Annotated in this window: 23 protein-coding genes and 1 pseudogene; 22 read left to right on the top strand and 2 right to left on the bottom strand. The window is 69.2% G+C overall.

Features of this window, described 5'->3' with window-relative positions:
- Positions 1-11 precede the first annotated feature (11 nt).
- The 17 genes and pseudogenes from DLJ59_RS19675 to DLJ59_RS36370 all read left to right on the top strand — a co-directional run bounded on the left by DLJ59_RS19675 (position 12) and on the right by DLJ59_RS36370 (position 15,869).
- A complete protein-coding gene (locus tag DLJ59_RS19675) occupies positions 12-917 on the top strand; it encodes a hypothetical protein (protein WP_124774103.1) in 906 nt (301 codons plus the stop codon).
- The gene (locus DLJ59_RS19680; protein WP_124774104.1) at positions 914-1,807 is read left to right on the top strand and encodes a PrgI family protein; all 894 of its coding nucleotides are present in this window, start codon (positions 914-916) and stop codon (positions 1,805-1,807) included. Before DLJ59_RS19675 ends, DLJ59_RS19680 begins: the two co-directional genes overlap by 4 nt.
- Complete coding sequence (locus DLJ59_RS19685) at positions 1,804-3,552, top strand: VirB4 family type IV secretion system protein (protein WP_124774105.1); 1,749 nt, start codon at positions 1,804-1,806, stop codon at positions 3,550-3,552. The genes DLJ59_RS19680 and DLJ59_RS19685 overlap by 4 nt, the downstream gene beginning before the upstream one ends.
- Complete coding sequence (locus DLJ59_RS19690; RefSeq protein ID WP_124774106.1) at positions 3,549-6,014, top strand: type IV secretory system conjugative DNA transfer family protein; 2,466 nt, start codon at positions 3,549-3,551, stop codon at positions 6,012-6,014. Before DLJ59_RS19685 ends, DLJ59_RS19690 begins: the two co-directional genes overlap by 4 nt.
- 205 nt (positions 6,015-6,219) lie before the next feature.
- Complete coding sequence (locus tag DLJ59_RS19695; protein WP_244236127.1) at positions 6,220-7,077, top strand: replication-relaxation family protein; 858 nt, start codon at positions 6,220-6,222, stop codon at positions 7,075-7,077.
- 312 nt (positions 7,078-7,389) lie between these two features.
- On the top strand, positions 7,390-8,100 hold the full coding sequence (locus DLJ59_RS19700; RefSeq protein ID WP_124774107.1) for a hypothetical protein: 711 nt from the start codon (positions 7,390-7,392) through the stop codon (positions 8,098-8,100).
- 85 nt (positions 8,101-8,185) lie between these two features.
- Entirely contained in the window at positions 8,186-8,893 is a 708-nt protein-coding gene (locus tag DLJ59_RS19705; protein WP_124774108.1) for a hypothetical protein, read from the top strand.
- 9 nt (positions 8,894-8,902) lie between these two features.
- A complete protein-coding gene (locus tag DLJ59_RS19710; RefSeq protein ID WP_124774109.1) occupies positions 8,903-9,493 on the top strand; it encodes a hypothetical protein in 591 nt (196 codons plus the stop codon).
- Between the two features lie 185 nt (positions 9,494-9,678).
- Positions 9,679-11,076: a MarR family transcriptional regulator gene (locus tag DLJ59_RS19715; protein WP_208648773.1), complete on the top strand. Its 1,398-nt coding sequence runs from the start codon at positions 9,679-9,681 to the stop codon at positions 11,074-11,076.
- 104 nt (positions 11,077-11,180) lie between these two features.
- A complete protein-coding gene (locus DLJ59_RS19720) occupies positions 11,181-12,170 on the top strand; it encodes a DUF932 domain-containing protein (protein WP_124774110.1) in 990 nt (329 codons plus the stop codon).
- Positions 12,171-12,240: 70 nt separating this feature from the next.
- The gene (locus DLJ59_RS19725) at positions 12,241-12,678 is read left to right on the top strand and encodes a hypothetical protein (protein WP_124774111.1); all 438 of its coding nucleotides are present in this window, start codon (positions 12,241-12,243) and stop codon (positions 12,676-12,678) included.
- Entirely contained in the window at positions 12,675-13,115 is a 441-nt protein-coding gene (locus tag DLJ59_RS19730; RefSeq protein WP_124774112.1) for a hypothetical protein, read from the top strand. The genes DLJ59_RS19725 and DLJ59_RS19730 overlap by 4 nt, the downstream gene beginning before the upstream one ends.
- Positions 13,116-13,197: 82 nt before the next feature.
- Positions 13,198-13,527 carry a hypothetical protein gene (locus DLJ59_RS19735; protein ID WP_124774113.1) on the top strand — a complete coding sequence of 110 codons (330 nt, stop codon included), beginning with the start codon at positions 13,198-13,200 and terminating at the stop codon, positions 13,525-13,527.
- Positions 13,528-13,615: 88 nt separating this feature from the next.
- Complete coding sequence (locus DLJ59_RS19740; RefSeq protein ID WP_124774114.1) at positions 13,616-13,957, top strand: hypothetical protein; 342 nt, start codon at positions 13,616-13,618, stop codon at positions 13,955-13,957.
- An 80-nt stretch (positions 13,958-14,037) separates the two neighbouring features.
- Complete coding sequence (locus tag DLJ59_RS19745; protein ID WP_124774115.1) at positions 14,038-15,057, top strand: C40 family peptidase; 1,020 nt, start codon at positions 14,038-14,040, stop codon at positions 15,055-15,057.
- Between the two features lie 136 nt (positions 15,058-15,193).
- Positions 15,194-15,571, top strand: a pseudogene (locus DLJ59_RS38320) (TnsA-like heteromeric transposase endonuclease subunit); the annotation flags it as partial.
- A gap of 82 nt (positions 15,572-15,653) precedes the next feature.
- Entirely contained in the window at positions 15,654-15,869 is a 216-nt protein-coding gene (locus tag DLJ59_RS36370) for a hypothetical protein (protein ID WP_158630874.1), read from the top strand.
- Here the strand turns inward: DLJ59_RS36370 and DLJ59_RS19755 are convergent.
- Positions 15,848-16,939 carry an IS630 family transposase gene (locus tag DLJ59_RS19755; protein ID WP_244236128.1) on the bottom strand — a complete coding sequence of 364 codons (1,092 nt, stop codon included), beginning with the start codon at positions 16,937-16,939 and terminating at the stop codon, positions 15,848-15,850. The two genes, DLJ59_RS36370 and DLJ59_RS19755, sit on opposite strands and share 22 nt — an antisense overlap.
- A 491-nt stretch (positions 16,940-17,430) precedes the next feature.
- On the opposite strand from DLJ59_RS19755, the gene DLJ59_RS36375 reads away from it, so the two are divergent.
- The 5 genes from DLJ59_RS36375 to DLJ59_RS19775 all read left to right on the top strand — a co-directional run bounded on the left by DLJ59_RS36375 (position 17,431) and on the right by DLJ59_RS19775 (position 20,510).
- Complete coding sequence (locus tag DLJ59_RS36375) at positions 17,431-17,628, top strand: hypothetical protein (protein WP_158630875.1); 198 nt, start codon at positions 17,431-17,433, stop codon at positions 17,626-17,628.
- Positions 17,629-17,658: 30 nt separating this feature from the next.
- Positions 17,659-17,793 carry a hypothetical protein gene (locus DLJ59_RS37920; RefSeq protein WP_279635767.1) on the top strand — a complete coding sequence of 45 codons (135 nt, stop codon included), beginning with the start codon at positions 17,659-17,661 and terminating at the stop codon, positions 17,791-17,793.
- Between the two features lie 88 nt (positions 17,794-17,881).
- On the top strand, positions 17,882-18,577 hold the full coding sequence (locus tag DLJ59_RS19765) for an ABC transporter ATP-binding protein (protein ID WP_167493875.1): 696 nt from the start codon (positions 17,882-17,884) through the stop codon (positions 18,575-18,577).
- A 98-nt stretch (positions 18,578-18,675) separates the two neighbouring features.
- Positions 18,676-19,881 carry a hypothetical protein gene (locus DLJ59_RS37525; RefSeq protein ID WP_244236129.1) on the top strand — a complete coding sequence of 402 codons (1,206 nt, stop codon included), beginning with the start codon at positions 18,676-18,678 and terminating at the stop codon, positions 19,879-19,881.
- On the top strand, positions 19,881-20,510 hold the full coding sequence (locus DLJ59_RS19775) for a hypothetical protein (protein ID WP_124774116.1): 630 nt from the start codon (positions 19,881-19,883) through the stop codon (positions 20,508-20,510). Before DLJ59_RS37525 ends, DLJ59_RS19775 begins: the two co-directional genes overlap by 1 nt.
- 496 nt (positions 20,511-21,006) lie before the next feature.
- On the opposite strand, the gene DLJ59_RS19780 is transcribed toward DLJ59_RS19775, so the two are convergent.
- Positions 21,007-21,591 (bottom strand): hypothetical protein, encoded by a 585-nt coding sequence (locus DLJ59_RS19780; protein WP_124774117.1) that lies wholly within the window; start codon positions 21,589-21,591, stop codon positions 21,007-21,009.
- Between the last annotated feature and the right edge of the window lie 487 nt (positions 21,592-22,078).

Genomic DNA, 22,078 nt, shown 5'->3' on the forward strand with positions numbered 1-22,078 from the left:
GGACACCCATCATGGTCAACTGGCTGATGAATGGGCTGGTCGACTGGCTCGCCGAGCGGTTGCAAGACCTGCTCGGCGGGCTCCTCGCCTACCTGAGCTCATCGATGTTCCTCTCACCGAACGTCACCGTCCTGCCGCAGGTACAGACGATCGCGACCAAAAGCGCGTACGTCGTCAACACCTGCTTCATCCTCGCCATCATCGCCGCCGGCATCGCCACGATGGCCGGCGGCTCGGTCGAGATGCGTTACAGCATCAAGGATCTGGTACCCCGCCTCATCGTCGGACTGGTCGCCAGCAACTTCGCCGTCGCGCTGAGCGCCGCGCTGATCGAGATCGCCAACGCGCTGAGCGTGTCCACGGTCGGCACAGCGGCACCGACGACCGACGCGGTCAACGCGACTCGCACCCACGTGGCCGCCGCGCTGAGCGACGAAGGCACCGCCCTGGTCGCGCTCGTCGTCGGCCTGCTGATCGTCGGGCTGATGTTCGCCCTGCTCGGCAGCTGGATCGTCCGGATCGGCGTGCTCATCATCTGGGCCGGAGTCGCCCCCGTCGCCCTCGCCTGCTACGCCACGCCCTGGACCCAGGGCGCGGCGGACCTGTGGTGGCGCACCGGGATCGGCTGCCTGGCCACACCAACGCTGCAGGCCATCGCCTTCAGCACGGGCGTGCAACTGCTGATCGACCCGAACAGCAGCCTGCCAGTGCTGATCGGCCTGCCCGGCTCGGACATCATCAACCTGATGATCACGGCCGTGCTGCTGTGGGTCACGCTCAAGATCCCGAGCATGATGCGCCGGTACGTGACTCACAAGGGCGGCCCCAGCATGGGCGGCGTGCTGGTCCGGGCGGTCCTGATCCAGTCCATCACCCGCAAGATCCCGTTCGGGCGCACGATGCGAGGTGGGCGATGACCCACGACGAAGACACCACCCCGCGCGCCGTGGTAACGGCCGACGTCAACGCACCGGACCGCATCGCGTTCGGGCTCACGTTCCGGCAGCTGGCCATCGTCGGCGGCGTCGGCCTCGGCGGGTTCGGCATCTACCGGACCTTCGGGCCGCTGCTGCCCCCACCCGTGTGGATCGTCGCCGGGATGATCGTGTTCTCCATCGCGATCGTCGTCGCCCTCGGGCGGCGTGACGGCCTGCCGCTGGACGTGTGGCTCAAGCACGGGATCACGCTGTCGCGCAGCCCGCGCCAGCTCGCCCCCGGCAGCGCTCGGGCGACCTCGGTCGCCGCGGTGGCCGGCAAGACGAGCGTCCCGGCGCCGCTGCGCTCGCCGGTCACGGCGGTCAGCGCGAGCGGAGTCGTCACCTCCGAGGGCAAGTCCCGGGTGCTGATCGCCTGTGGTACTACGAACATCCACCTGCGTACCGGCGGCGAGCAGGGCGCGCTGCTGGACGGGTTCGGCCGGTTCCTCAACAGCCTGACTGGCCCCGCGCAGATCGTCGTGGCCGCGCAGCGCCACGACCTGACCGCGCACGCGCAGGCCACCGTCGACCACGCGCCCCGCCTGCCGCATCCGGCTCTGGCGGCGGCAGCCGACGACTACGCCGAGTTCCTTCTCGACCTCGATGAGGAGCGCGATCCGTTGCGCCGTCAGGTGCTGGCCGTCATCACCGGCGAGCAGGTCGCCGATACCGCCGTACGCGCCCTGACCGGGCTCGGTGTCGAAGCCGCTGCCCTGGACGGCCCGGCGGTGTCCGCCGCGCTGGCCACCGCCGCCGATCCCTTCAACCCACCGGTGCCCGGCCCGAGAGCCGTTCCGGGCGCCCCCATCACCCTGCGGAGCAGCGAATGAACCTGTGGAAAACCAAGAAGAGGGTTGCGGCCGGGGAGGGCATGCCCTCCCCGGCCGCCTTGTCGGTCACCCCCTGGCACGTGCAGGTCGGCGACGGCTACGCCGCCACCTTCGCCGTCACCGGCTACCCGGCCGAGGTCGGCCCGGCCTGGCTCGATCCGCTGCTGTCCTACCCGGGCCGCGTGGACGTGGCCGTGCACATCGACCCGGTCGCGGCGCAGCTGGCCGCGCCGATGCTCAAGCGCCAGCGCGCCCGTCTGGAGTCCTCGCGCCGTCTGGACGCCGACCAGGGCAAGCTCGGCGACCCGATGACCGAGGCGGCGGCAGCCGACGCCGCCGACCTCGCCGAGCGCGTCGCCCGGGGTGCGGCCAAGCTGTTCGACGTCGGCATCTACGTCACCATCCACGCCCGCCACCTCGACGAGCTACGCGCGGTCACCGCGGGCGTCAAGTCGGCCGCCGCGTCGGTCCTTCTGGACCTGCAGCCGACCACGTTCCGCCACCAGCAGGGCTGGGTGGCCACGCTGCCGATCGGCGTGGACCCGCTGCGGATGCGCCGCATCCTCGATACCAACTCGCTCGCGGCGGCGTTCCCGCTGGCGTCGGCGGATCTGGCCGCACCGGCACCGGGCGTCCTGGCCCCGCCGGACGGCGTGCTCTACGGGCTGAACACCACCAGCAACGGCGTGCTGCTGTGGGACCGGTGGCGGCAGGACAACCACAACTCCGTCGTCCTCGCCCAGTCCGGCGCGGGCAAGTCGTACTTCGTCAAGCTGGAGGTGCTGCGGAACCTGTACCAGGGCACCCGGGTTTCGATCATCGATCCCGAGGACGAGTACGCACCGCTGGCGGAGCACGTCGGGGGGACCGTCGTGCAGCTCGGCCTGCCGGGCGTACGCATCAACCCCCTGGATCTGCCCCACGACGACCGGGCCGACACGCTGACCCGGCGCGGGCTGTACCTGCACACGCTGATCGCGGTCATGCTCGGCGCACCGCCGCCACCGACCGAGCGCGCTGCCCTCGATCGGGCGATCACGGCCACGTACGCGGCGGCCGGGATCAACGGCGACCCGGCCACCTGGGCCAAGCCCGCGCCGCTGCTGCGGGACCTGGCCGAGGTGCTGGCGGCCGACGAGGACCCGGCGGCCGAGCAGCTGGCCGCCCGGCTGGCCCCATGGAGCACGGGCAACTTCTCCAGCCTGTTCGACGGACCGACGTCCACCGCCCCGGACGGCCACCTGGTCGTCTGGTCGCTGCGGCACCTGCCCGACGAGCTGCGCACGGTCGGCACGCTCCTGGCCCTGGACTCGATCTGGTCGGGCATCGACACTCCGTCGTCTGGCGTACGCCGGCGGCGGCACCTCGTCGTGGTCGACGAAGCCTGGCTGCTGATGAGGGACGGGGAGGGTGCCCGGTTCCTGTTCCGCATGGCCAAGGCCGCGCGCAAGCGGTCGGCCGGGCTGTGCGTCGTCACCCAGGACGCGGCCGACGTGCTGTCCACCGACCTCGGGATGGCCGTGGTGTCCAACGCCGCGACCCAAGTGCTGATGCACCAGTCGACCCAGGCCATCGACAAGGTGAAGGAGGCGTTCTCGCTGACCGCCGGGGAAGCCCGGCTGCTCCTGGCGGCGCCACGCGGGGAGGGTCTGCTCGTCGCTGGCCGCTCGCGGATTCCGTTCCGCAGCGTCGGGTCGGCGGCCGAGCACAAGATCGCCGTGACGGGGATCGGTGAGGCGTCATGAATCCCGAGATCGTGACCCGGCTCGGTGAACTTTGGGCGTGGATCACGGCCCGGCCGTGGCTGGCGTTCTTCGTCCCGGTCTTCATCATCGGCGGTGTCGCCGCCCGGGACAAGGTGCTCGCCTGGCGGCACCAGCGCTACGTCACGGGGGCGCGGTGGCTGACGGTGGCCGCGCCGCCGGAGGTGACGCCGGAGTCGGCGGCGGCGTTCTGGACCACCATCATGGGCGTCCTCACGCCCTCGGTGTGGCGGCGGCGGATCTACGGCATGCCGCACATCGGCTGGGAGTACACCTGGACCGGCCGCACGCTGACGGTCCGGGTGTGGGTGCCCGGCACGGTGCCGCCCGGCGCGGTCGAGGCCGCGATCCGGGCGGCCTGGCCCGCCGCGACCCTCACCGTCACCGACGCCGCCGCGCCGATTCCCGCGACGGTGGTCGAGCAGGTCGGCGGGGCGCACTGGCCGCAGTCGGCCGACTCGCTGCCCCTGCGCAGCGAGCACGACGCCGACCCGCTGCGGGCGCTGCTGTCGGCCGGGGCCGAGGTCCGCGACCGCGAGCACGCGTGCGTGCAGATCCTGGCCCGACCGGCATCACCCCGGCGGCTACGCGCCGCCAGACGCACGGCGGCGGCGACAGGCACACACCCCCACGGGCGGCCAGATGTGGCCGCACGTGCCGTTTCCGGGGTCGCGCGGCTGCTCACCGAACCGCTGATCTGGGCCCTGGACGTGTTCACACCCGGCTCGTCACGGCGGACACCGGCGCGTACGCCGGTGCGCTCCGGTGAGCGTGACCCGGTGGCCAACGCCGACGCCCGCACGATTGTCGACAAGGCGATTCGGGTGCCGCACTTCGAGATCGCGATCCGGTTCGCCGTCGCGGCCGACGCGGGCAAGACCCCGCCGGACAAGGCGCGCACGAAGCAGATCCGCGAGCGCCTCGTCGGGCTCGGGCACACGATCGCCTCGGCCGCCGCGGCGTACACCGGCCCGAACCGGCTGCGCAGGATGAAGATGCCGCAGCCGGTGGCCACGATCGCCGGAAGGCGTCTACGGCGGGGGTTCTTGGCCACCGTGCCGGAACTCGCCGCCATGGCGGCTCTGCCCCAGGACGTGGCGGTGCCGGGCCTCGATCGGGCTCGGGCCAAGGCCGTGCCGGCGCCCGTGGCCGTGCCCTCCGGCGGGCGAGGGGTGAAGGTGCTGGGCCGCACGCAGATCGGCAACCACTCCGTGGGCCTCAACGTCACCGACGCCCGCCAACACGTTCATCTGGTCGGTAAGACCGGCGTCGGCAAGAGCACGCTGATGCTGAACATGATCCTGGCCGACATCAAGGCCGGTCGCGGAACGGTGGTCATCGACCCGCGAGGGGACTTGATCACCGACATCCTCGACCGGCTCCCCGCGACCTACGCCGATCGGATCGCGATCATCGACCCGGACCAGGAGCATCCGGCCTGCTTCAACCCGCTCGACGACCGGGGCGACCCGCATCTGGCTGTGGATAACTTGGTCGGGATCTTCGCGAAGATCTTCCAGGGGCAGTGGGGTCCGCGTATGGACGACACGATGCGGGTGGCCTGCCTGACGCTGATGCGCCACGCGAAGCCGACCCTCAGCCTCGTCCCGTCGCTGTTGCAGGACAAGGACTTCCGGGCCAGGTTCACCAACGGCCTGGACGACCCGGACGGCCTGGGCGGGTTCTGGCTCTGGTACGACGGCATCAACGAGCAGTTCCGGGGCCAGGTCATCGCCCCCGTCCTGGCGCGCCTGCGGGCGTTCCTGCTGCGGGACTTCGTGAAGTCGGTCATCGGGAACACGAACAGCTCGTTCGACATGGGCAAGGTGCTCGACGGCGGCGTACTGCTGTGCCGGCTGCCGAAAGGCATCCTCGGTGAGGAGACCAGCCGCATCCTGGGTTCGCTGATCGTCGCCCGGGTCTGGCAGGCCGCCATCGCACGAGCCAGCGTGCCCGAGGACCAGCGAAGAGACGCCAGTCTTTACATCGATGAATGTCAAAACTTCTTGACACTGCCGGGCAGCGTGGCCGACATGCTGGCCGAGGCGCGAGGGTTCCGGCTCGGCCTGGTCCTGGCTCACCAGGATCTGGCGCAGCTGCCCAAGGACGTGGCGTCGGCGATCTCGGCCAACGCCCGCACGAAGCTGTTCTTCAACGTCGACCCGGGCGACGCCCGGGAGCTGTCGCGGCACACCAAGCCCGAGCTGGACGAGCACGACCTCGCCCATCTCGACGTCTACACCGCCGCGGCCCGGCTGCTCGTCGGCAACCGGGAGCTTCCCGGGTTCACCTTCGTCACCAACCCGCCCGCGCCGATCGTCGGCGAGGCCACCGCGATCCGGCAGGCCCATGCCGCCGCCCACGCCGTCGACGGCGAGGAACCACCGATGCACCAGCTGGCCAAAACGGTCATGAAACGGCGGATGGAGCGTCGCGAGCGCTGATCAAGCCCGCTCGCCTGGGTCCTCGGCCGGGTGCGGCATTGGGGGCTCGTTTGGGGGTGTCTGCGACACGAGACCCCAGGCGAGCCCCCCGACCAGCGCCTGTCAGGTGTCTGAGCTGCCCAAACCCGGCCTGCCGCAGCCCTGACAGCAAGATCAACCTATCCAGACTCCCTACAGGGTTTCTCTCTCCCGGGGGTATCTACCTATGCCGCAATCGCGCTCTGATGGCCTGCTGGCCATCTACCCGCACATCACCTCCCGTGACCGTCAGCTGCTCCAGTTGCTCGACGACCACCAGGTCCTCACCACCGATCAGATCCACGCCCTGTTCTTCCTGGCCCGGCGTACCTGCCAGATCCGCCTCGGTGAGCTGTACCGGCTGGGGCTGCTGGACCGGTTCCGGTTCGCCCGCGACGGCGGCGGCTCGCAGCCCTGGCACTGGACGCTCGGCTACAACGGTCACCGGTTTCAGGCCGCAGCCCACAACCGGCCCGAGCCCACCGCTCGCACCAGCCGCCAGCAGATGCAACGGCTGTCAGCCAATCCGAATCTGACGCACCTGCTTACGGCCACCGAGTTCGGCGTCCGGCTGTGGGCGTACGCCCGCAGCCACCCGGCCGCCGAGCTGTCGCGGTGGTGGCCGGAGACGAAGACAGCGGCCCGGTTCTCACCGGTCACCCCGGACGGGCACGGCCTGTGGAGCGAGGACGGCACGACGGTCGGGTATTGGCTGGAGGCCGACACCGGCAGCGAGCCCCTGGGCAAGCTGGCCGCCAAGCTGGACAAGTACGCGGCCCTGGCCCGCAAGGGAGGCCCGCGCTATCCGGTGCTGTTCTGGCTGCCGACGGAGGACCGTGAAGAACACCTCCACGCGTACCTGCGCGGCCGGCGGCCCGAAGGGGTCGCTGTCGCCACCGCGACCTACAGTAGCGATCCCGCCGACGCCGGATGGCTTCCCGTCGGCGATACGCAGCGCGTGCGCCTGGCCGGGCTGCCCAGCGACCATGGCCGCGTGGTCGCCGCCAACTCGAACTACGACGAGAACGGAGTCTTCCTGACCTGACACAACCTGGCAGCCCCAAGCCCGAACCTGTCAGTCCAGGTCAGGGGCATGGTCGGCTTTCCTGGCAGGGGTTGTGCTGACAGGTCGCCTCGCTACGGTGCAGCTTCTTCTCTTTCCTTCTGTTCGCACCGTCGCCCGTCTGTCCTTCCTGGACCTGCCCGCGCCAGCGGGATCGCATAGCCCACCTTCTGGTCGGCTCCGATCCCCGCCCCGCGCCTCTCACGGCAGCACCCAGGCCCAGACGTCGCGATCCGGTGGCACCACCAGCACGGCAAACCCCAACCCACTCCTTCGCGAAGGGAGCACCCCGCCATGCCCACCAACACCCCGCTCACCGACCAGGTCGTCACCGTCGTGTTCAACCCCGGCGAGGACGCCGACTGGTTTTCCGCCTCCGAGAAGGTCAACGACCTCCTCAACGCCAATGGCACCCCCGCCCGACGCTTCCACGTCCGGCACCGCCGGTTCATCGGCTGGATCACCCGGTTCCTCGACTACTACCTCCTCGACACCGCACGCCGGTTCGGCGCCATCACCAAGGCCGCCGGAGGCCGCAAGAGCCGCCTCGACCTCAACGGAGCCGCCGCAGCCGCCGCGACCCATGCCCGCCTTCGCTGGCACGCCTGGAACCAGTACATGAACTCCACCCCGGCCACCGCTCGGCCCGCCCGACCGTGGGAGGACTACCTCGCCCAGCACCAGGCCGACCCGTCCAAGGTCACCCTCAACGAGGCCCGCCGCCGGTTCCACGCACAGCCTCGCGTCATCGCGATGCTCGCCAGCGCTGGCAACTACGAGTTCGACCCCGACGAGCTGACCGCCTACCAGGCCGGAGAGCACGCCTACGCCGGGCTGCACTGGCGCATGGCCATCGTCGGGGATCTGCTGATCACCGCCGAAGGCAAGGTCCTCAAGCCGTCCAGCGACACCATCGCCGACCGGCTGCGCTTCCTGAACGAGGCCATCAAGTACCTGCGGACGCTCAAGCCCAGCGCCCGCCTGTGCGCGGTCACCATCGCCTAACCCACCCACCAACTCGAGGACCGGTCGCAGCCCAGCTGCGACCGGCCTTCGCCATGCCCACCCACATCCCCACGAAGGAGCCGCCATGTTCCTCGCCGACCCCGCACTGCGGCTGATCGCCGCCTCCACCAACGACGTGCTGCCCGAGCAGCTGTGGCGCTACGACACCGGCACCGAGGACGCCTTCGGCGACCTCGCCCGCATCCTGCACAAGACCGCCATGGCCTACAACACCAGCAGCGCCGACCTCGACAGCCCGGCCCCGCGGCCGTCCTTCGGCCTCCGGCCCACCGGCACCGGCGCGGCGATGCAGGACGTGCTCGCCACGATCGACCAGCGCGCCGCCATGGAACGGCACACCGTCATCACCGGCAGCCTGCTCGACCTGTACGGGGCCTGGCGGCGGCACCGCCCGCTCAACCACGGCGAGCAGCGCCACCTGCTGCTGCGCTCCGGCGACCCGGGCCACGGCGTGGCCACCCTGCAGCGCTTCACCCACCATCAGTGGCGGGTGACCGCCGACGCCGAGGCCGCGCAGGCGTTCGCGGTGCCGTACCCGAACCGAATGGTCGGTGTGCTCGTCGAAACCGAGGACGGGATCTGGCAGCCGACCGCCTGCACCGACGCGGCCCAGATCGCCTCCGGCACGGCCTACCGGCTGCCGGTCCGCGACGACCTCGCCACCGCCTGCCGGTCGCTGCTGCGCTGGTGGGCGCTGCGGCACTCGGCCGCCTGGCGCAGCCGCAACCCCGACCAGCTCACCCCAACCGAGCTGGACCAGCTCGCCGAGTAGGAGGCCGCCATGCTCAACATCGACTCGGTCGGCCGCCGGATCGCCCGGCTCACCGGCCGCACCCTCGACCAGCACGCCACCGACCCGGTACCGGCCGCCGCCGACCTCCCCAAGGCCGCCGACACGATGCGCCGTCACCGGCTGGAGCTGCTGCTCACCGTCGACCGGCTGCGGACCGCGCTGATCAACGAGGACGACCTGTCCACGTCGATCACGGCGCTGACCGGGCCGCTGGACGCCATCGCGAAGCTGGGCCGCGAGTACCGGTACGCCCGCAACTGGGCCGAGACCCTGCTCAGCGACGACGAGCGCACCGCGTACGCCGACGCCAACCCCGGCGCGGTGCTGCGGCGGCGCTTCGTCAACCCGGGCGACACGACCCTCGTCGTCCTGCCGCACACCGATGCCTGCCGCAAGCAGCACCTGGCCGGGCGGCGCACCCGCGTGCGGATCGGCCGGGCAGACGCCGAACTCGACCTGACGGTCGGCCCCGGCCAGCTGCGCCTCTCCCACGCCGACGCCGGGATCTACCACGACCCGGCCCACGGCTTCTACGTCCTGGAGCCCGCGGCCACCGAGGCCGCCGCCTCCGGCGACTGATCCTCCCCGGCGGCCACCGGCCGCCATCCCAGGCCACCGGGCCGCCCCTCGCAGCACCCCATGACGGCAGCGCACCGCTCCACGCGCCTGCCGCGATACCTGCTGCCCGCGACCCGGCGCACCACAGCACGGCACACCGACGTGCCGCGCTGCCAACCCACAAGTCCCAGAAAGGGGACACCACCATGCAGCACGACCTGTCCACCATGACGCCCGCCACTCAGGCGGTCTTCAACGCCCTGCACTACCTCGGCCAGGGCAACGTCCACGAGCTGGCCAACCAGTCCGGTAAGGCCCGATCGACTGTCGACAAGGCGATCAAGACCCTGTCCGACGCCGGTCTGATCGTCCCGGTCGACACCGACACCGACGCCGCCGAGGGCGTCCCCACCCGCTGGACCATGGCCGAGGGCGTCACGGAAGCCGTCACCTCCGACGAGGCCGACCCGGACCTCGGGCAGGGCAACGACATCAACGACACCGGCCTCACCGGCGACACCGAGGCCGACATCACCCCGGGCCTCGGGGCCGGCGAGGCCGGCGACAACCTGGCCGACGACCCGGAGCCCGGCACGGAGCTGGACGGCGGCGACTCCACCGGCCAGGACGGCGCCGACGACCAGGCCGCCAGCAACGACGGCGAGGACGCGAACCCGGACAGCGCCGACGCCGGGGCGGACAGCGACAGCCAGGACTCGGACCACGAGGACGACGACGAGTCGGAGGGCGAGCCCGTCCGGGCGGCCGTCACGGTCGTGCAGCAGAGCCGTCCCGGCGACCGCAAGGTCATGACGATCAAAGCGGTCATCGCCGAGTACGGCGACGACGGCGCGACCCTCGACGAGATCGTCAACGAGAGCGGCATCGGGCACCCGACCGCCTCCCGGCTGCTGGCCGCGATGGAGCAGGCCGACGCCGCCCGCCGTCTGCCGGGTATCCCGCGCCGGTGGATCGTCGGACCGACCAAGGCCAGCGAGGTCGACCCGAACCCGGAGCCGCCCCGCTGCCCGGTCTGCTTCCAGGTGGTCAAGGGCGTCACGGAATCGCCCGAGGCGGTCGCCCTGGTGCAGTCCTTGATCCGCTCCGACGGCACGATCCACGTCGTCGCCGAGGACGGCACCGGGCACGTCGTGAAGCTGCCCAAGCGGCTGCCGCCGCGCACGGTGAGCACCGCGACGGCCGGGGCGGTCCGCCGCACCGACCTGACGGTCAACGGCGACGGCAGCCAGCCGTTCGCCAAGGGCGAGCTGGAGAAGCTGACCCTGGCCGTGCTGGCGGCCAACCCCGGCCGCTCGATGTCGCCGCAGGAGATCGCCACCACGATCAGCGCCCAGCTCGGCGGGCGCAACGTCAGCTCCGGGGCGGTGCGCAACAACTGCACCAAGGCCGCCGCCAAGGGCGACATCGAGATGGTCTCTGACGCCCCGCTCACCTTCGCCTACCCGGCCCCGGCCGGCGAGGGCGAGACGGCCGAGGCCGAGACCTCGAACGCCACCGCTCGTGCCGACGCCACGTCCGAGACGGTCGACGCCGAGGCAAGCAACACCAGGGCCGAGAACTCCTCGGGCAACGAGCAGTCCTGATGACAACGCCGGGGCCGGGCAACGCCCGGCCCCGGCCGCGCCGCCACCCATACCTGGGCCGAGCCATGTGGCTCGGCCCTTCCCACTTCCGAAAGGAGAACCCCGTGGCACACGAACTGGAGACGTTCGCCAACGGGCAGACCGCCTTCGCCTCCGCCCGCGTGTCGGCCTGGCACCAGCTGGGCACCGTCACTCAGGCCACGATGAGCGCCAACGAGATCATGGGCGCCGCCCTGCTCGGCAACTGGGGCGTTCGCACCATTCCCGTCAGGGGCATCGACGTCGTGGACGGGATCGAGGTCCCGATCCTGGCCGACGACCGGCGCATGACCGTGCGCCGCAACCCGGTGACCGGCCAGACCGAGTATCTGGGCATCGTCGGCAACGACTACGAGGTCATCCAGAACGAGCAGTGCGCCGACATGCTCGACCAGCTCGTCGACCAGGCCGGAGGCGCCCACTTCGAGACTGCGGGCAGCCTGCGGCGGGGCAAGTCGGTGTTCGTCACGATGAAGCTGCCGACCGCGATGGAGATCGCCGGGGTCGACCGGATGGACCTGTATCTGATCGGCACGACCTCCCACGACGGCACTGCCGCGCTGCGTGTGGACGCCAGCCCCATCCGCGTCGTCTGTGCCAACACCCAGCGGGCGGCGTTCGCCCACGCCGTGGGGCACTACACGTTCCGTCACACCTCCAAGGTCGGCGAGCAGATCACCCAGGCCCGCGAGGCGCTGGGTCTGATGTGGCGCTACATGGGCGAGTTCGAGAAGGCCGCCGAGCGGATGCTGCAGACCGCGATGACCACCCGCGAGTTCGAGAAGATCGTCGCGCAGGTGTGGCCCGTCGCTGACAACGCCACCGACAAAACCAAGGCCAACGCCAAGGAGCGGCTGGGGACGCTCAAGTACCTGATCACCGAGGCCGACACGCAGAAGGCCATCAAGGGCAGCCGGTGGGCCGGATACCAGGCCATCACCGAGTACCTCGACCACTACCAGGCCGCCAAGGACCCCACGACCCGCGCCAACCGCGTGATCACCGGCAAGACCGGCGACCTCAAGTTGACCGCCTTCGACCTGCTGAAGGTCTGACCGAATCCGCCTCTGTGCCGGGGCGGCGGTCACCTGCCGTCCCGGCCCGTCACGAACGGACCACAGACCCATGACCGAGACCACTCCCGTGCCGCCGCAGCGGCCGACGGTCCCGCACATCCGCCATCCCCGCGACGAGCGCCAGGCCGTCTGCGGCGTACCCGCCACCGACGTGACCCGGTGGGAGACCGAGGACCCGCCGCGTCCCGACCACGCGTGCGAGGACTGCCTGACGCTGCTGGAGGACGCGGCCCGGCCCGACGACTACACCCACCCGATCGGCGACGCGACCCTCATCGACTCGCTGCGCGCGATCGTCGCCGAGCGCCAGCACGCCAAGATCAACGGCGTTCTGGTGGACCTGTGGTCGGCCAGCGTCACCGTCACGATCTGGGACCAGCTCAAGCAGGACAAGCGGGACCGGCTTCTCACCCTGCCCGCCTACCAGCTGATCCTGCGATGCGTCGCGATCTACAGCCGCCTCACCGGCGAGGGCCACCGCCGATGACCACGCCGCACAGGCAGCAGTGGTTCCACTACCACGTCTGGGTCTTCGCGGTGCACACCGCGATGTCGCTGATCGACGCCGCACCCCGACCCACCCGGTCGCTCGACGTGCCGACGTGGGCGCAGGCGTTCGGCCTGACCCGCATCGACAAACCCGATCCGGACACGATCGGGCTGCTCGGTCCGGCGCCGGACGCCTTCGACCGCGACTACGCCATGAGCACCGACCTGGCCAGGCCGGTCATCGTCGCCCACCTGCTCATCGACGGCGTAGAGCCCTCGCCGCTGCTGATCGACGGCACCCACCGGCTGTACCGGGCCTGGCGCGAAGGCGTCCCGCAGCTGCCCGCCTACCTGCTCACCGTCGCCGAGAGCCGCCAGGTGCAACAGGACCGGTGGCTCGGTCCCGGCCGCACCTGGCGCATCGGCCCGCGCTGACCCGTCACCCCTCGTACGCCTCGGCGAGCCGCCCCGCCGGCGACCACCGAGGCGAACCCACCGCACCCCTTGGGAGAAAGACATGTCCTACACCGCCCCGTGGCGCAAGCTGTGCAACTGCCGTTGCCCGCTGCACCACGGCTTCCCGCGCACCGACTACTTCCAGCCCGGCTGCGCCTGCACCATCACCTGCGACACCCAGCCCATGACCCTCCTCGCGGAGCAGTGGGGCTGCGCCCTGTTCCTCGACCAACACGGCGACCTGTGGCACGTCAACGCCATGGCCAACGGCCAGTGGGACTGGGAGCACGGCGGCGAAATCGACACCCGCGCCGACACCTACGACGACAGCGTGCACATCGAGCGCCTGCTCCGCGAGGCCGCCCACGTCCTGCGACGGCAGATCGCCTGACCCAACTGCTGACCGGTTCAAGGTGGGCCGCCCGCGTGGGCGGCCCACGGCCCTTTTTGCGTTTCACCACCTGCTTGAGGAGACAGCTATGTACCGCACCTACCGCAGCCCCTACGAGCGGCACTGCGACTGCCGATGCCCGGTCCACCACGGGCACCTGCGCACCCACTACACCGACCCGGGCTGCCACTGCCTGGCCACCTGCGCCAGCCAGCCCATGACCCTGCTCGCCCCGCAAATCGGCGGCGCGCTGTTCCTCAACTGGCACGGCACCTTGTGGTTCGTGCCCGCGCTCGAACCCGGGCACTGGGACTGGCGCTACGCCACACCGGTCGACCTCGGCCACCCCGTCGACCCCGCCGCCGACCTGATCGCCGACGTCCTCCACCAGACCCACGCCGAGCTGCTGCCGCTCATCCACCGCACGTAGCCCGAGCTTTTCCCGTTCCCGCCGGCCGCGCACCCGCGCGAAGTCCGGCCTTTTTTGTTTTCACCGAAAGGCAGATCGTCATGACCAAAGCCATCATCGGCATCGTCACCGTCGTCATCATCGGCTGCTTCGGCCTGCCGATGCTCCTGCTGTCGGCCGTCATGGGCGGTCCCGGCGGCTGCGGCAGCACCACCGGCGTCTCGGTACTGGCCTCCGGGCAACCGCCCGGCGCCGGCAGCTGGGACACCGAGCAACTGGAGATCGCCGCCACCATCATCGACGTCGGCGTGTCCAAAGGCGTACCCCAGTGGGGCTGGACCGTCGCGCTGGCCACCGCCATGCAGGAGTCCGGCCTGCGCAACCTGCCGTTCCTCGGCGACCGCAACGACCACGACTCGATCGGGGTGTTCCAGCAGCGGCCCAGCCAGGGCTGGGGCACCGTCGAGCAGCTGGCCAAGCCCGAGTACCAGGCCGGGAAGTTCTACGACAAGCTGCTGACCATCCCGGGCTGGCAGACCATGCCACTGACCACGGCCGCCCAGGCAGTGCAGATCTCGGCATTCCCGGACGCGTACGCCAAGTGGACCGACGACGCCATCCAGCTCGTCCAGCAGCTGACCAGCACCCTGACCGACTGCGCCACCGACGCCCTCACGGCCCTGCCGGACGGGTTCACCCTGCCGGTCAACACCCCGCCGCAGGTGACGACCGCGATCTTCTGGGCGGTCGGGCAACTGGGCACGCCGTATCACTTCGGCGGCTCGTGCTCCGACCCGCACTCCGGCAACCCCGACAAGCAGTGCGACTGCTCGTCGCTGATGCAGGCCGCCTACCGGGCCGCCGGAGTCTCCATCCCGCGCGTCACCATGGACCAGGTCAACGCCGGGAAGGAGATCACCGACCCGGCCATGCTGCTGCCCGGCGACCTCATCCTCATCCCCGGCAGCGAAGGCACCATGTCCGACCCGCGGCACGTCGGCATGTACCTCGGCCAAGGCTTGATCATCCAGGCCCCGAAGACCGGGGACATCGTGAAGATCACGCGACTCTCGTCATGGATTGACCAGGTGGCGGCGATCAGAAGGATCGTTGCCGGGTAGCGGTGGTATAGGTTGTCGTTGAGGATGTCGGTTTCTCAGAATCGTGTCGGCGTGGGTATCGTTTCCGACAGGGTTGTGATAACTCGCTCAGTGTGGCGTAGAGCTGTTTCGATCTGAAGCTAGCACGATCTCCCGTATGCCTGGAAAGGACAGCGTTCGCTGCGGTGTCGGGGCTACGGTTCGCTATCGCGATGCGGATGGCGAGGTGGTGCAGTCAGTACTGGGCCGTGTTGAGGTTGACGCGCTGGCTGCTGCCTTGCCGGTGCGCGAGTTCCGCTGGTACAAGGGCCGGCGGTTCTATTCGGGCTGGTATTGGGCGTCGACGACTGGGCGGCTGGTCGCGTACGAGAGTCGGCTGGAGCTGGCCAGGATCTTACTGGCGGACTTCGACGCAGCGACGGTCGCGATGGTCGCGCAGCCGTTCCAACTGGTCGTTTTCGATGGCGATAGGACACGCTGTCACGTGCCGGACCTGCTGCTGATCAATAGGTCTGGCCTGGTCGCGATTGTTGATGTGAAGCCACCTTACCCCCGAGACTGTCCGCCGCAACCTGATCCGCTTCAACATCGCACGACGGCCGCAAAGCTTCGTCGGGATGCCCGTCCACGGCCGCACCCACCCCGCCCTGCCCGAAGACATCCGCCGCGCCGTCGAAGGCCCTCATCATGGCTGGCTGCGACTACGCCGCTTCCAACAGATCGTCGGCTACCCCAGCATCAACGTCGCCTCCCGCGCGATCAACGTCAGCGCCCCCACCCTCACCGCCCAGATCGCCAAGCTAGTGCCCCGTCATGCAGCCTTGAACGGGTAATCCGGATGGCGGATCTTGGAGTCGGCGGCGAATCCGGATTTCGGTCTGGCGCGCTGGTTGCGCCAGCGGATGTAGTCGCCGATGGCGGCATCCTGTTCGGCGTGGCTGCGGTGGTCGGTGCCGTTGAGGGCGAAGTACCGCACTGCGGCGAACTCCGCCTCGATCCAGTTCAGCCAGGACGCATAGGTCGGCAGGAACACCAGCGCCACCTGGTTGGCGGTGCACCAGGCGCGAACCTCGGGATGCTTGTGCGGGGAGAAGTTGTCCACGATGAGGTAGAGCTTGTCGCCGGGCCAGCGACGGCGCAGGGTCTTGAGGAAGCCGAGGAACTCGCGCCAGCGTTTGCGGTCCCGGATGCGGTAGTGCAGGCGCCCGGTGGTCAGGTCCAGGGCGGCGATCATGTGCCGAACGCCCTGGTCACGGGTGTAGGTGGCCCTCAGTCGAACTGGTTGGCCCTGCGGACGCCAGGCCCGGCCGGGACGGGGTTGCAGGTTCAGTGGCCCGAACTCGTCGACGCACAGCACCCTGCCGTCGGCCGGCGGGTGGTCGTAGAGGTCCAGGATCCGGCGCATCTTCGACGTGAACTCGGGGTCGGTGCTGGCCTTCCACGTCTTGGTGGCCTGCCAGGACACCCCGCGCTCGTGCAGGATCCGCCGGATGGTCTCGACGCTGATCGTCGTGACGTACCCGGCGTCGATCAGGTAGTCGCGCAGCTTGGCCAGGGACCAGCAGGAGAACGGTCGGCCGAGGAAACGGGGGTCGCACCGGGCGATGACACAGATCCAGTCGCGGGCCTGCTCATCAATCCGTCTCGGTGCACCCCCGCTCCATTTTGGGTCCAACGCGTCGAACCCCCGCTCGTTGAACGCGTGGATCACATCGCGGACGTAGTCCTCGCTGGTCTTGAGCAAGTAAGCGATGTCCGGCGCTGGCTGGCCCTGGGCGGACATCAGCACCACGATCGCCCGACGCAGCTTCACCGGATCCTTCGCCGTCCGGGTGATCCGCTGCAACCGCTGACCCTCGGCCATCGACACCTGCCGGACGAACACCTCCGGGCGTCTGCCCACCGGCCACCACCTCCCACCGTGAACGATGAGAGACAGCCTGCCGGACGAGTCCTCAGAACCGACGGATTACACGATCAACGTTCAAAGACGAGGCACTAGAAGCCGACATCGGCAACCCCTACTCAACCGGGGCAGATCCCGCCATCCCATGTTCACTACCGAGCACGGCCGAGCCCTGCTCGCCATGCTCGAACACTCGCGCGCCGCCGAACTGCTCGATCAGTACGCCAAACCGCTACGCGGCTGGCGCCCTGACGATCCACGCCGCGACCGCGCCGCGCGGCCCCAATCACCAGAGCGTGAAAGCCGCCGACCAGGCTTAACATGACCATGGATATCGATGCAATCTTTCGGTGTGGAGCCTTGACAGGCACCGTGGGCAAGGTATCGACTGCAATGAGTGACCCCAGCCGGCGAGTGGATCACAACCCAGTCAGGTTTCGCTGAGTCGCCGCGAATCACGGCGTGCAGCGACTACGGAAAGGGTCGTTATGCGAAAGATCTCACGGGCGCTGGCTACCGGCGTGTTCGCCTTCACCCTGGTCGGCGTGGGGGCCGGGGTCGCCGTCGCCGGCTCCAACACTGTGCAGGCCTGCACCCTTCGCGCCGATGTGCCGGACTCCGACAACAACGCAATCGTCGGCCGCGAGGGCTGCGGCAACACGGTCCCCGGCACTGGCTACATCTAGGAGGACCGCAACAACTGGCCCGACGACGAGGTGGGCAAGAAGTCCTTCGACGCCGGAACGGCCTTGGTCGACGGGTCCTGCGGCAACGGCACGGGCAACTACTACTCCAAGTTCAAGTCGAGCACCGGGGCGTCGGCCGAGTCGTCGCGGGCCCAGCGCTGCTGATCAGATCGATCGGACGAGGACAGAGGTTCATTGAGTGACGGGCACAGTTGAGGTTCAGGACCTCTCGTTCTCATACAGGAGGCGCCGGGTGCTTACCGGCGCCTCCTGCACCGTCGGTCGAGGAGTGACCGCCCTGCTGGGTCCGAACGGGGCGGGAAAGACCACGCTGATCAAGTGCGTCGTCGGATTGGCGCGTCCCGATGGGGGACGGGTGGTCATTGACGGTCGGGATGTCAGCGCCGGCAAGGCGGCACAGGCGTTGATCGGTTACGTGCCGCAGAATCCGTCGCTTCCCGGCTTGGCGAAGGTGCGTGACCTCGTCGCCTATGCGGCCTGGCTCAGCGGCGTGGACGCTGCGCGGACGGACGAGGCGGTCAAGGTGGCGTTGGACAAGATGCAGGCGCGGGACCTTGGGTCACGGCGGATCCGCACCCTCAGCGGGGGGCAGCGCCAACGAGTCGCTCTCGCCACCGGCATCGTGCACGATCCGCGGATCGTCATTCTGGACGAGCCCACAGTCGGTCTCGACCCCGGGCAGCGACTCAAGGTGCGAGAGGTGATCCGGCACCTGGGAGCCGAGCGGCCGGTGCTGCTGTCCACCCACCTGACCGAGGACGTGGAGCATCTCGCGGATACTGTCGCTGTCCTGGCCGAGGGCAAGATCCGGTATCAGGGCACGCTCGCGGGACTGGCCACGACCCGGCCCAGCGTCGATGGCCGGCCCGGGTCGCCGTTCGAATGCGCCTACGACGACCTGATCATGTCGTTCGGTGGTGCCGAATGAGCCGGATACGCCTACTGCTCGGCTGGCCCGGCCCGCTCTGGGTGTTCCCGGCCGCGGCTGCGTTGATGGCAGCCGGTTCGTTCCTAGCGACCAGGAGGATGCTCGCTGCCGACTACGTCACCTGGGCGGCCGTCTCCGCCGCCTGGCACGAGCAGCTGTGGATCCCTGGGTCGGCGGCGGCAGCCGCAGCAGCGGCACTGGGCGCGGCCTACTTCCCGAGTTCCTCGCCAGTGGCCTTGCCTCTGCGCCCGAAAGTGGCCGAAGGCCTGTTCCTCACCCACGGGCTCTCCCTGGCGATCTGGCTCTGCCTGGGGCACGCGGTCGGGCTGGTTCCGATTGAGATCGCTGCGGCGCGCCAGGCTACCGCCGGAGCCCTGGCGCTGCAGGACGTGACAGTCGGCCTGGCTGGTCTGGTCACGTTGACTCTGATCGGCTTCTGCCTCGGCGCGGCCGTCCGGCACTGGGTCATCGCGCCTGCGGTCGGGCTACTCGCCTTCGCGGTCATGGGCTTGCCCAATGCACCGTTGTTCGCACCGATCGGGCTGATTCTGCCGGTGCGGCAGTTCGTCACCACCCCCCGGTTCGAGTTGAATCCCCCGACTACCGTATTCGCCGTTGTGGCTTCCGTCGCCCTCTGTCTGCTCGCCGCCTCGCTAGCGTGCTGGGCCAGGTCCAGGGGGTCGGTCCGCAGCAACGGTCGCACCCTACTGGCGTGGCTAGCCTCGGTGGCAGCACTGGCGGCGATAGCGTTCGCTTGGCGCCCGGAACTGTATGTGGTGGACCGTCCTGTCGCACAGCTGTGTCGGCAGGTGGAGGAGACGCAGGTGTGCTTACACGCGGCCAACGCTCCGGCGATGGCTCGCACCGTTAATGTCGTGGGGCGCCTGCGTGATGCTGGCCTGGCGCCGGTGCTGCGCCGTGTGACGGACTTCGCGGCTTCTGATCAGGACACGCCGCGTCCCGGGGAGGCGTTCGTCAATCTCGATCCGGGTCCTCTCGATCGCCGTTTCGTAGCCGCCACCATCCCCGACCAGGTCGCCTTCCTCGTCAGCGAAGCCATGACCCTCCGCGCCTGTTCCCAGCCGGGCCGGACGATCGAGGGCCGTGACATCGCGGCTGTGCTGCAAGGACGAATTCTTCAGCTGGCCGGCTTCGACCAACTGGCGAACACCGTGGCACCAGCCCAACCACCGCCAGCAGCGCACAAACTGACAACCATGAACGCCGAGCAACTCATCGAGTTCGTTCAGACCAACCAACAGCTGATCCGATCGTGCCTACTCTCACCCGCCAGCCTTCCGTGATGCGTGGCCGTGTCGCCGGACTCTGGCACGCCCGCGGCGGGCCACTCGCCTCGACCGTCATCATCGTCGCCCTGGTTATCGCTGCTGCGTTTCCCGAGCTGAGTCTGTCGGTTAGCGCGGTGTTCGACCTGCCGCCTCGAGGCGTCGGCACCCCGGAGCTAGTTGCCATCGCGCTAGCCAGCGTCCTCCCGGCGATCACCACTCCACGATTCGACGGGCGAGAACTCATCGCGCACCGGTCTGCGCGGCTCGGACACCTGACCTACTCCACGATCATGCTTGCAGCCCCGCTGGCCGTCCTGCCGGTCTGGTACTGGGTGATCACCACCCGTCACCCAGACACGCAGTTCCCACCCCTGTACGGGCTCATCGGCAACGTGGTTGTCTTCACAAGCATCGGCGCGATTCTCTGCCTCGTACTCGGCCCGCTGGTCGCCACCGTCGCCACGCCATCCCTGTTCGCACTACTCGTGGTCGCTCAGCAAACCCTACCGGAATCGCTACTCACCACGACTTTCTCCACCGGCCGGTCCTGGCACACCAACTACTGGATCACGACCGCCGCAGCGCTCCTGGCCCTCGTCCTCAGTTGGCGCCTAAGAGCCGTTCCATGGCCCAACCGTCCGTGAACACGAACTCAGCCTGATGGCTCAGCCCAGCCGCCCCATCCCCTGCTCAACGCGCGTCGAGGCCTGCCATCCGCGTGCACGCCCGGCTGACGAGGGCGCTGCCTGAGCCGCACCCACAACTGCGCCTGCGACCAGCCGCGCCACGCTGAGCGCCAAACGCCGTCCGAGCCTCCCTGAGCCTTCGACCTGCCCACGCAAGCACGAGTCAGCCGACCAGCCTGGCGATCGGTCAAAACACCACGCCCAGAAAACGACATGATCTTGCGAAGAACGGAGCGACATTAATCTGCGAAGCAGGCCAAACAACGCTGGTCAGAGCGCCGCCCAGCGACTAGATCAACGAGAACCTACAGGTGGTGTAGGTTCTCATCGCCGAGGGCGGACTCTCATGTCTTGGCGGTCACGTCGGCGGATCCGCCGTGATCATGAGATCGATGAGCCTAGTGCCGTTGCATCGTTCAATCTCAACCACGACTCGGAATGCGTCGGGCCACGGTTACAGCTGGCTCTGGAGCAGACGGAAGTCGAAGTCGGCCTCGCCGCCAGGGTCGATGAGGTTCGCCGCCCGGATCTCCCGGTGCAGGATCGAGGCCATCTCGCGCTCATGCGCAGCGATGCGCGCCGGATCGTGGTTCATCGAATTGTTGAGCATGGCCGTCAGTTCCGGCGGAACCTCGCGGACAGCTCGATCAATGACACTCTGCCGCAGGCGCTGGGCTACGACGGCTGAAGTGAGGCTGTTGGCGTAGTCGAAGGCGCGGCGCACATGGATGGTCGGACCCTCCCACAACGTTTGGGTCGCGCCGGGAAAATCCGCCTGCTGAAAGACCATGAAGACGGCGAAGAGCCGGAGTTCGTCGTCGCTGGCCTCGGTCTTCGTCGCTCGGGAACCGATATTGGCCATCATGAACGACGCACCGTAAGAGTACCGGTCACCGGCGATGACGTCGTTGGCCGCGTGCTCCAAGAGCCCGGCGGACACGGCCTCAGGTCCGTCGAGCGAGGCCAGCCAGCTACGCACGAAGGAGGTCATGTTGGCGCCGGCGAAGGTGTACTCGTGGCCGCCGTTGGAACTCGTCATGCTCAAGAATTTACAGAACCCGCCGCTGCTGCCGCCGGTTGGCCCCATGGGCCATCTGACCCGAGCCCGGTCTTCCCCGTGGATCGACGTAGGGCTTTTCCGTACCCCAATGCCTGGTGGCGTCCTTCGCTCGCTGCACCGGGCCAGGGCTTACCGGCTCTCACCGGCGTGGGCGAGCGGTCGGCGGAGGTGGTCGGGCAGTTCTGCCTCCCATGCCCGCCGCTTGCGCCGTCCCAGGCCCGTGGCGGGCGGTACGCCAGCCGCACGGGACAGCTCCGCACCCGTGGGGATGCGGCCTTGGTTGGTCTCGGTGTCCCAGAACCGGCGCATCGCCGCGACGGCCGACAGGTCGTCCTGGGTCTTGTCGGGGTACTCGTTGGAGTGCAGAGGTGAGTACGGCTGATCTTGCAGAGGTCAGGTGTCGTGGTGGGCGCCTTGTTCGTCACGGTGGGTTGCGTTTTGCAGGCGCAGGCGGGTGAGGCCGAGC

Source organism: Micromonospora inaquosa (assembly GCF_003857055.1).
Taxonomy (GTDB): Bacteria; Actinomycetota; Actinomycetes; order Mycobacteriales; family Micromonosporaceae; genus Micromonospora; species Micromonospora inaquosa.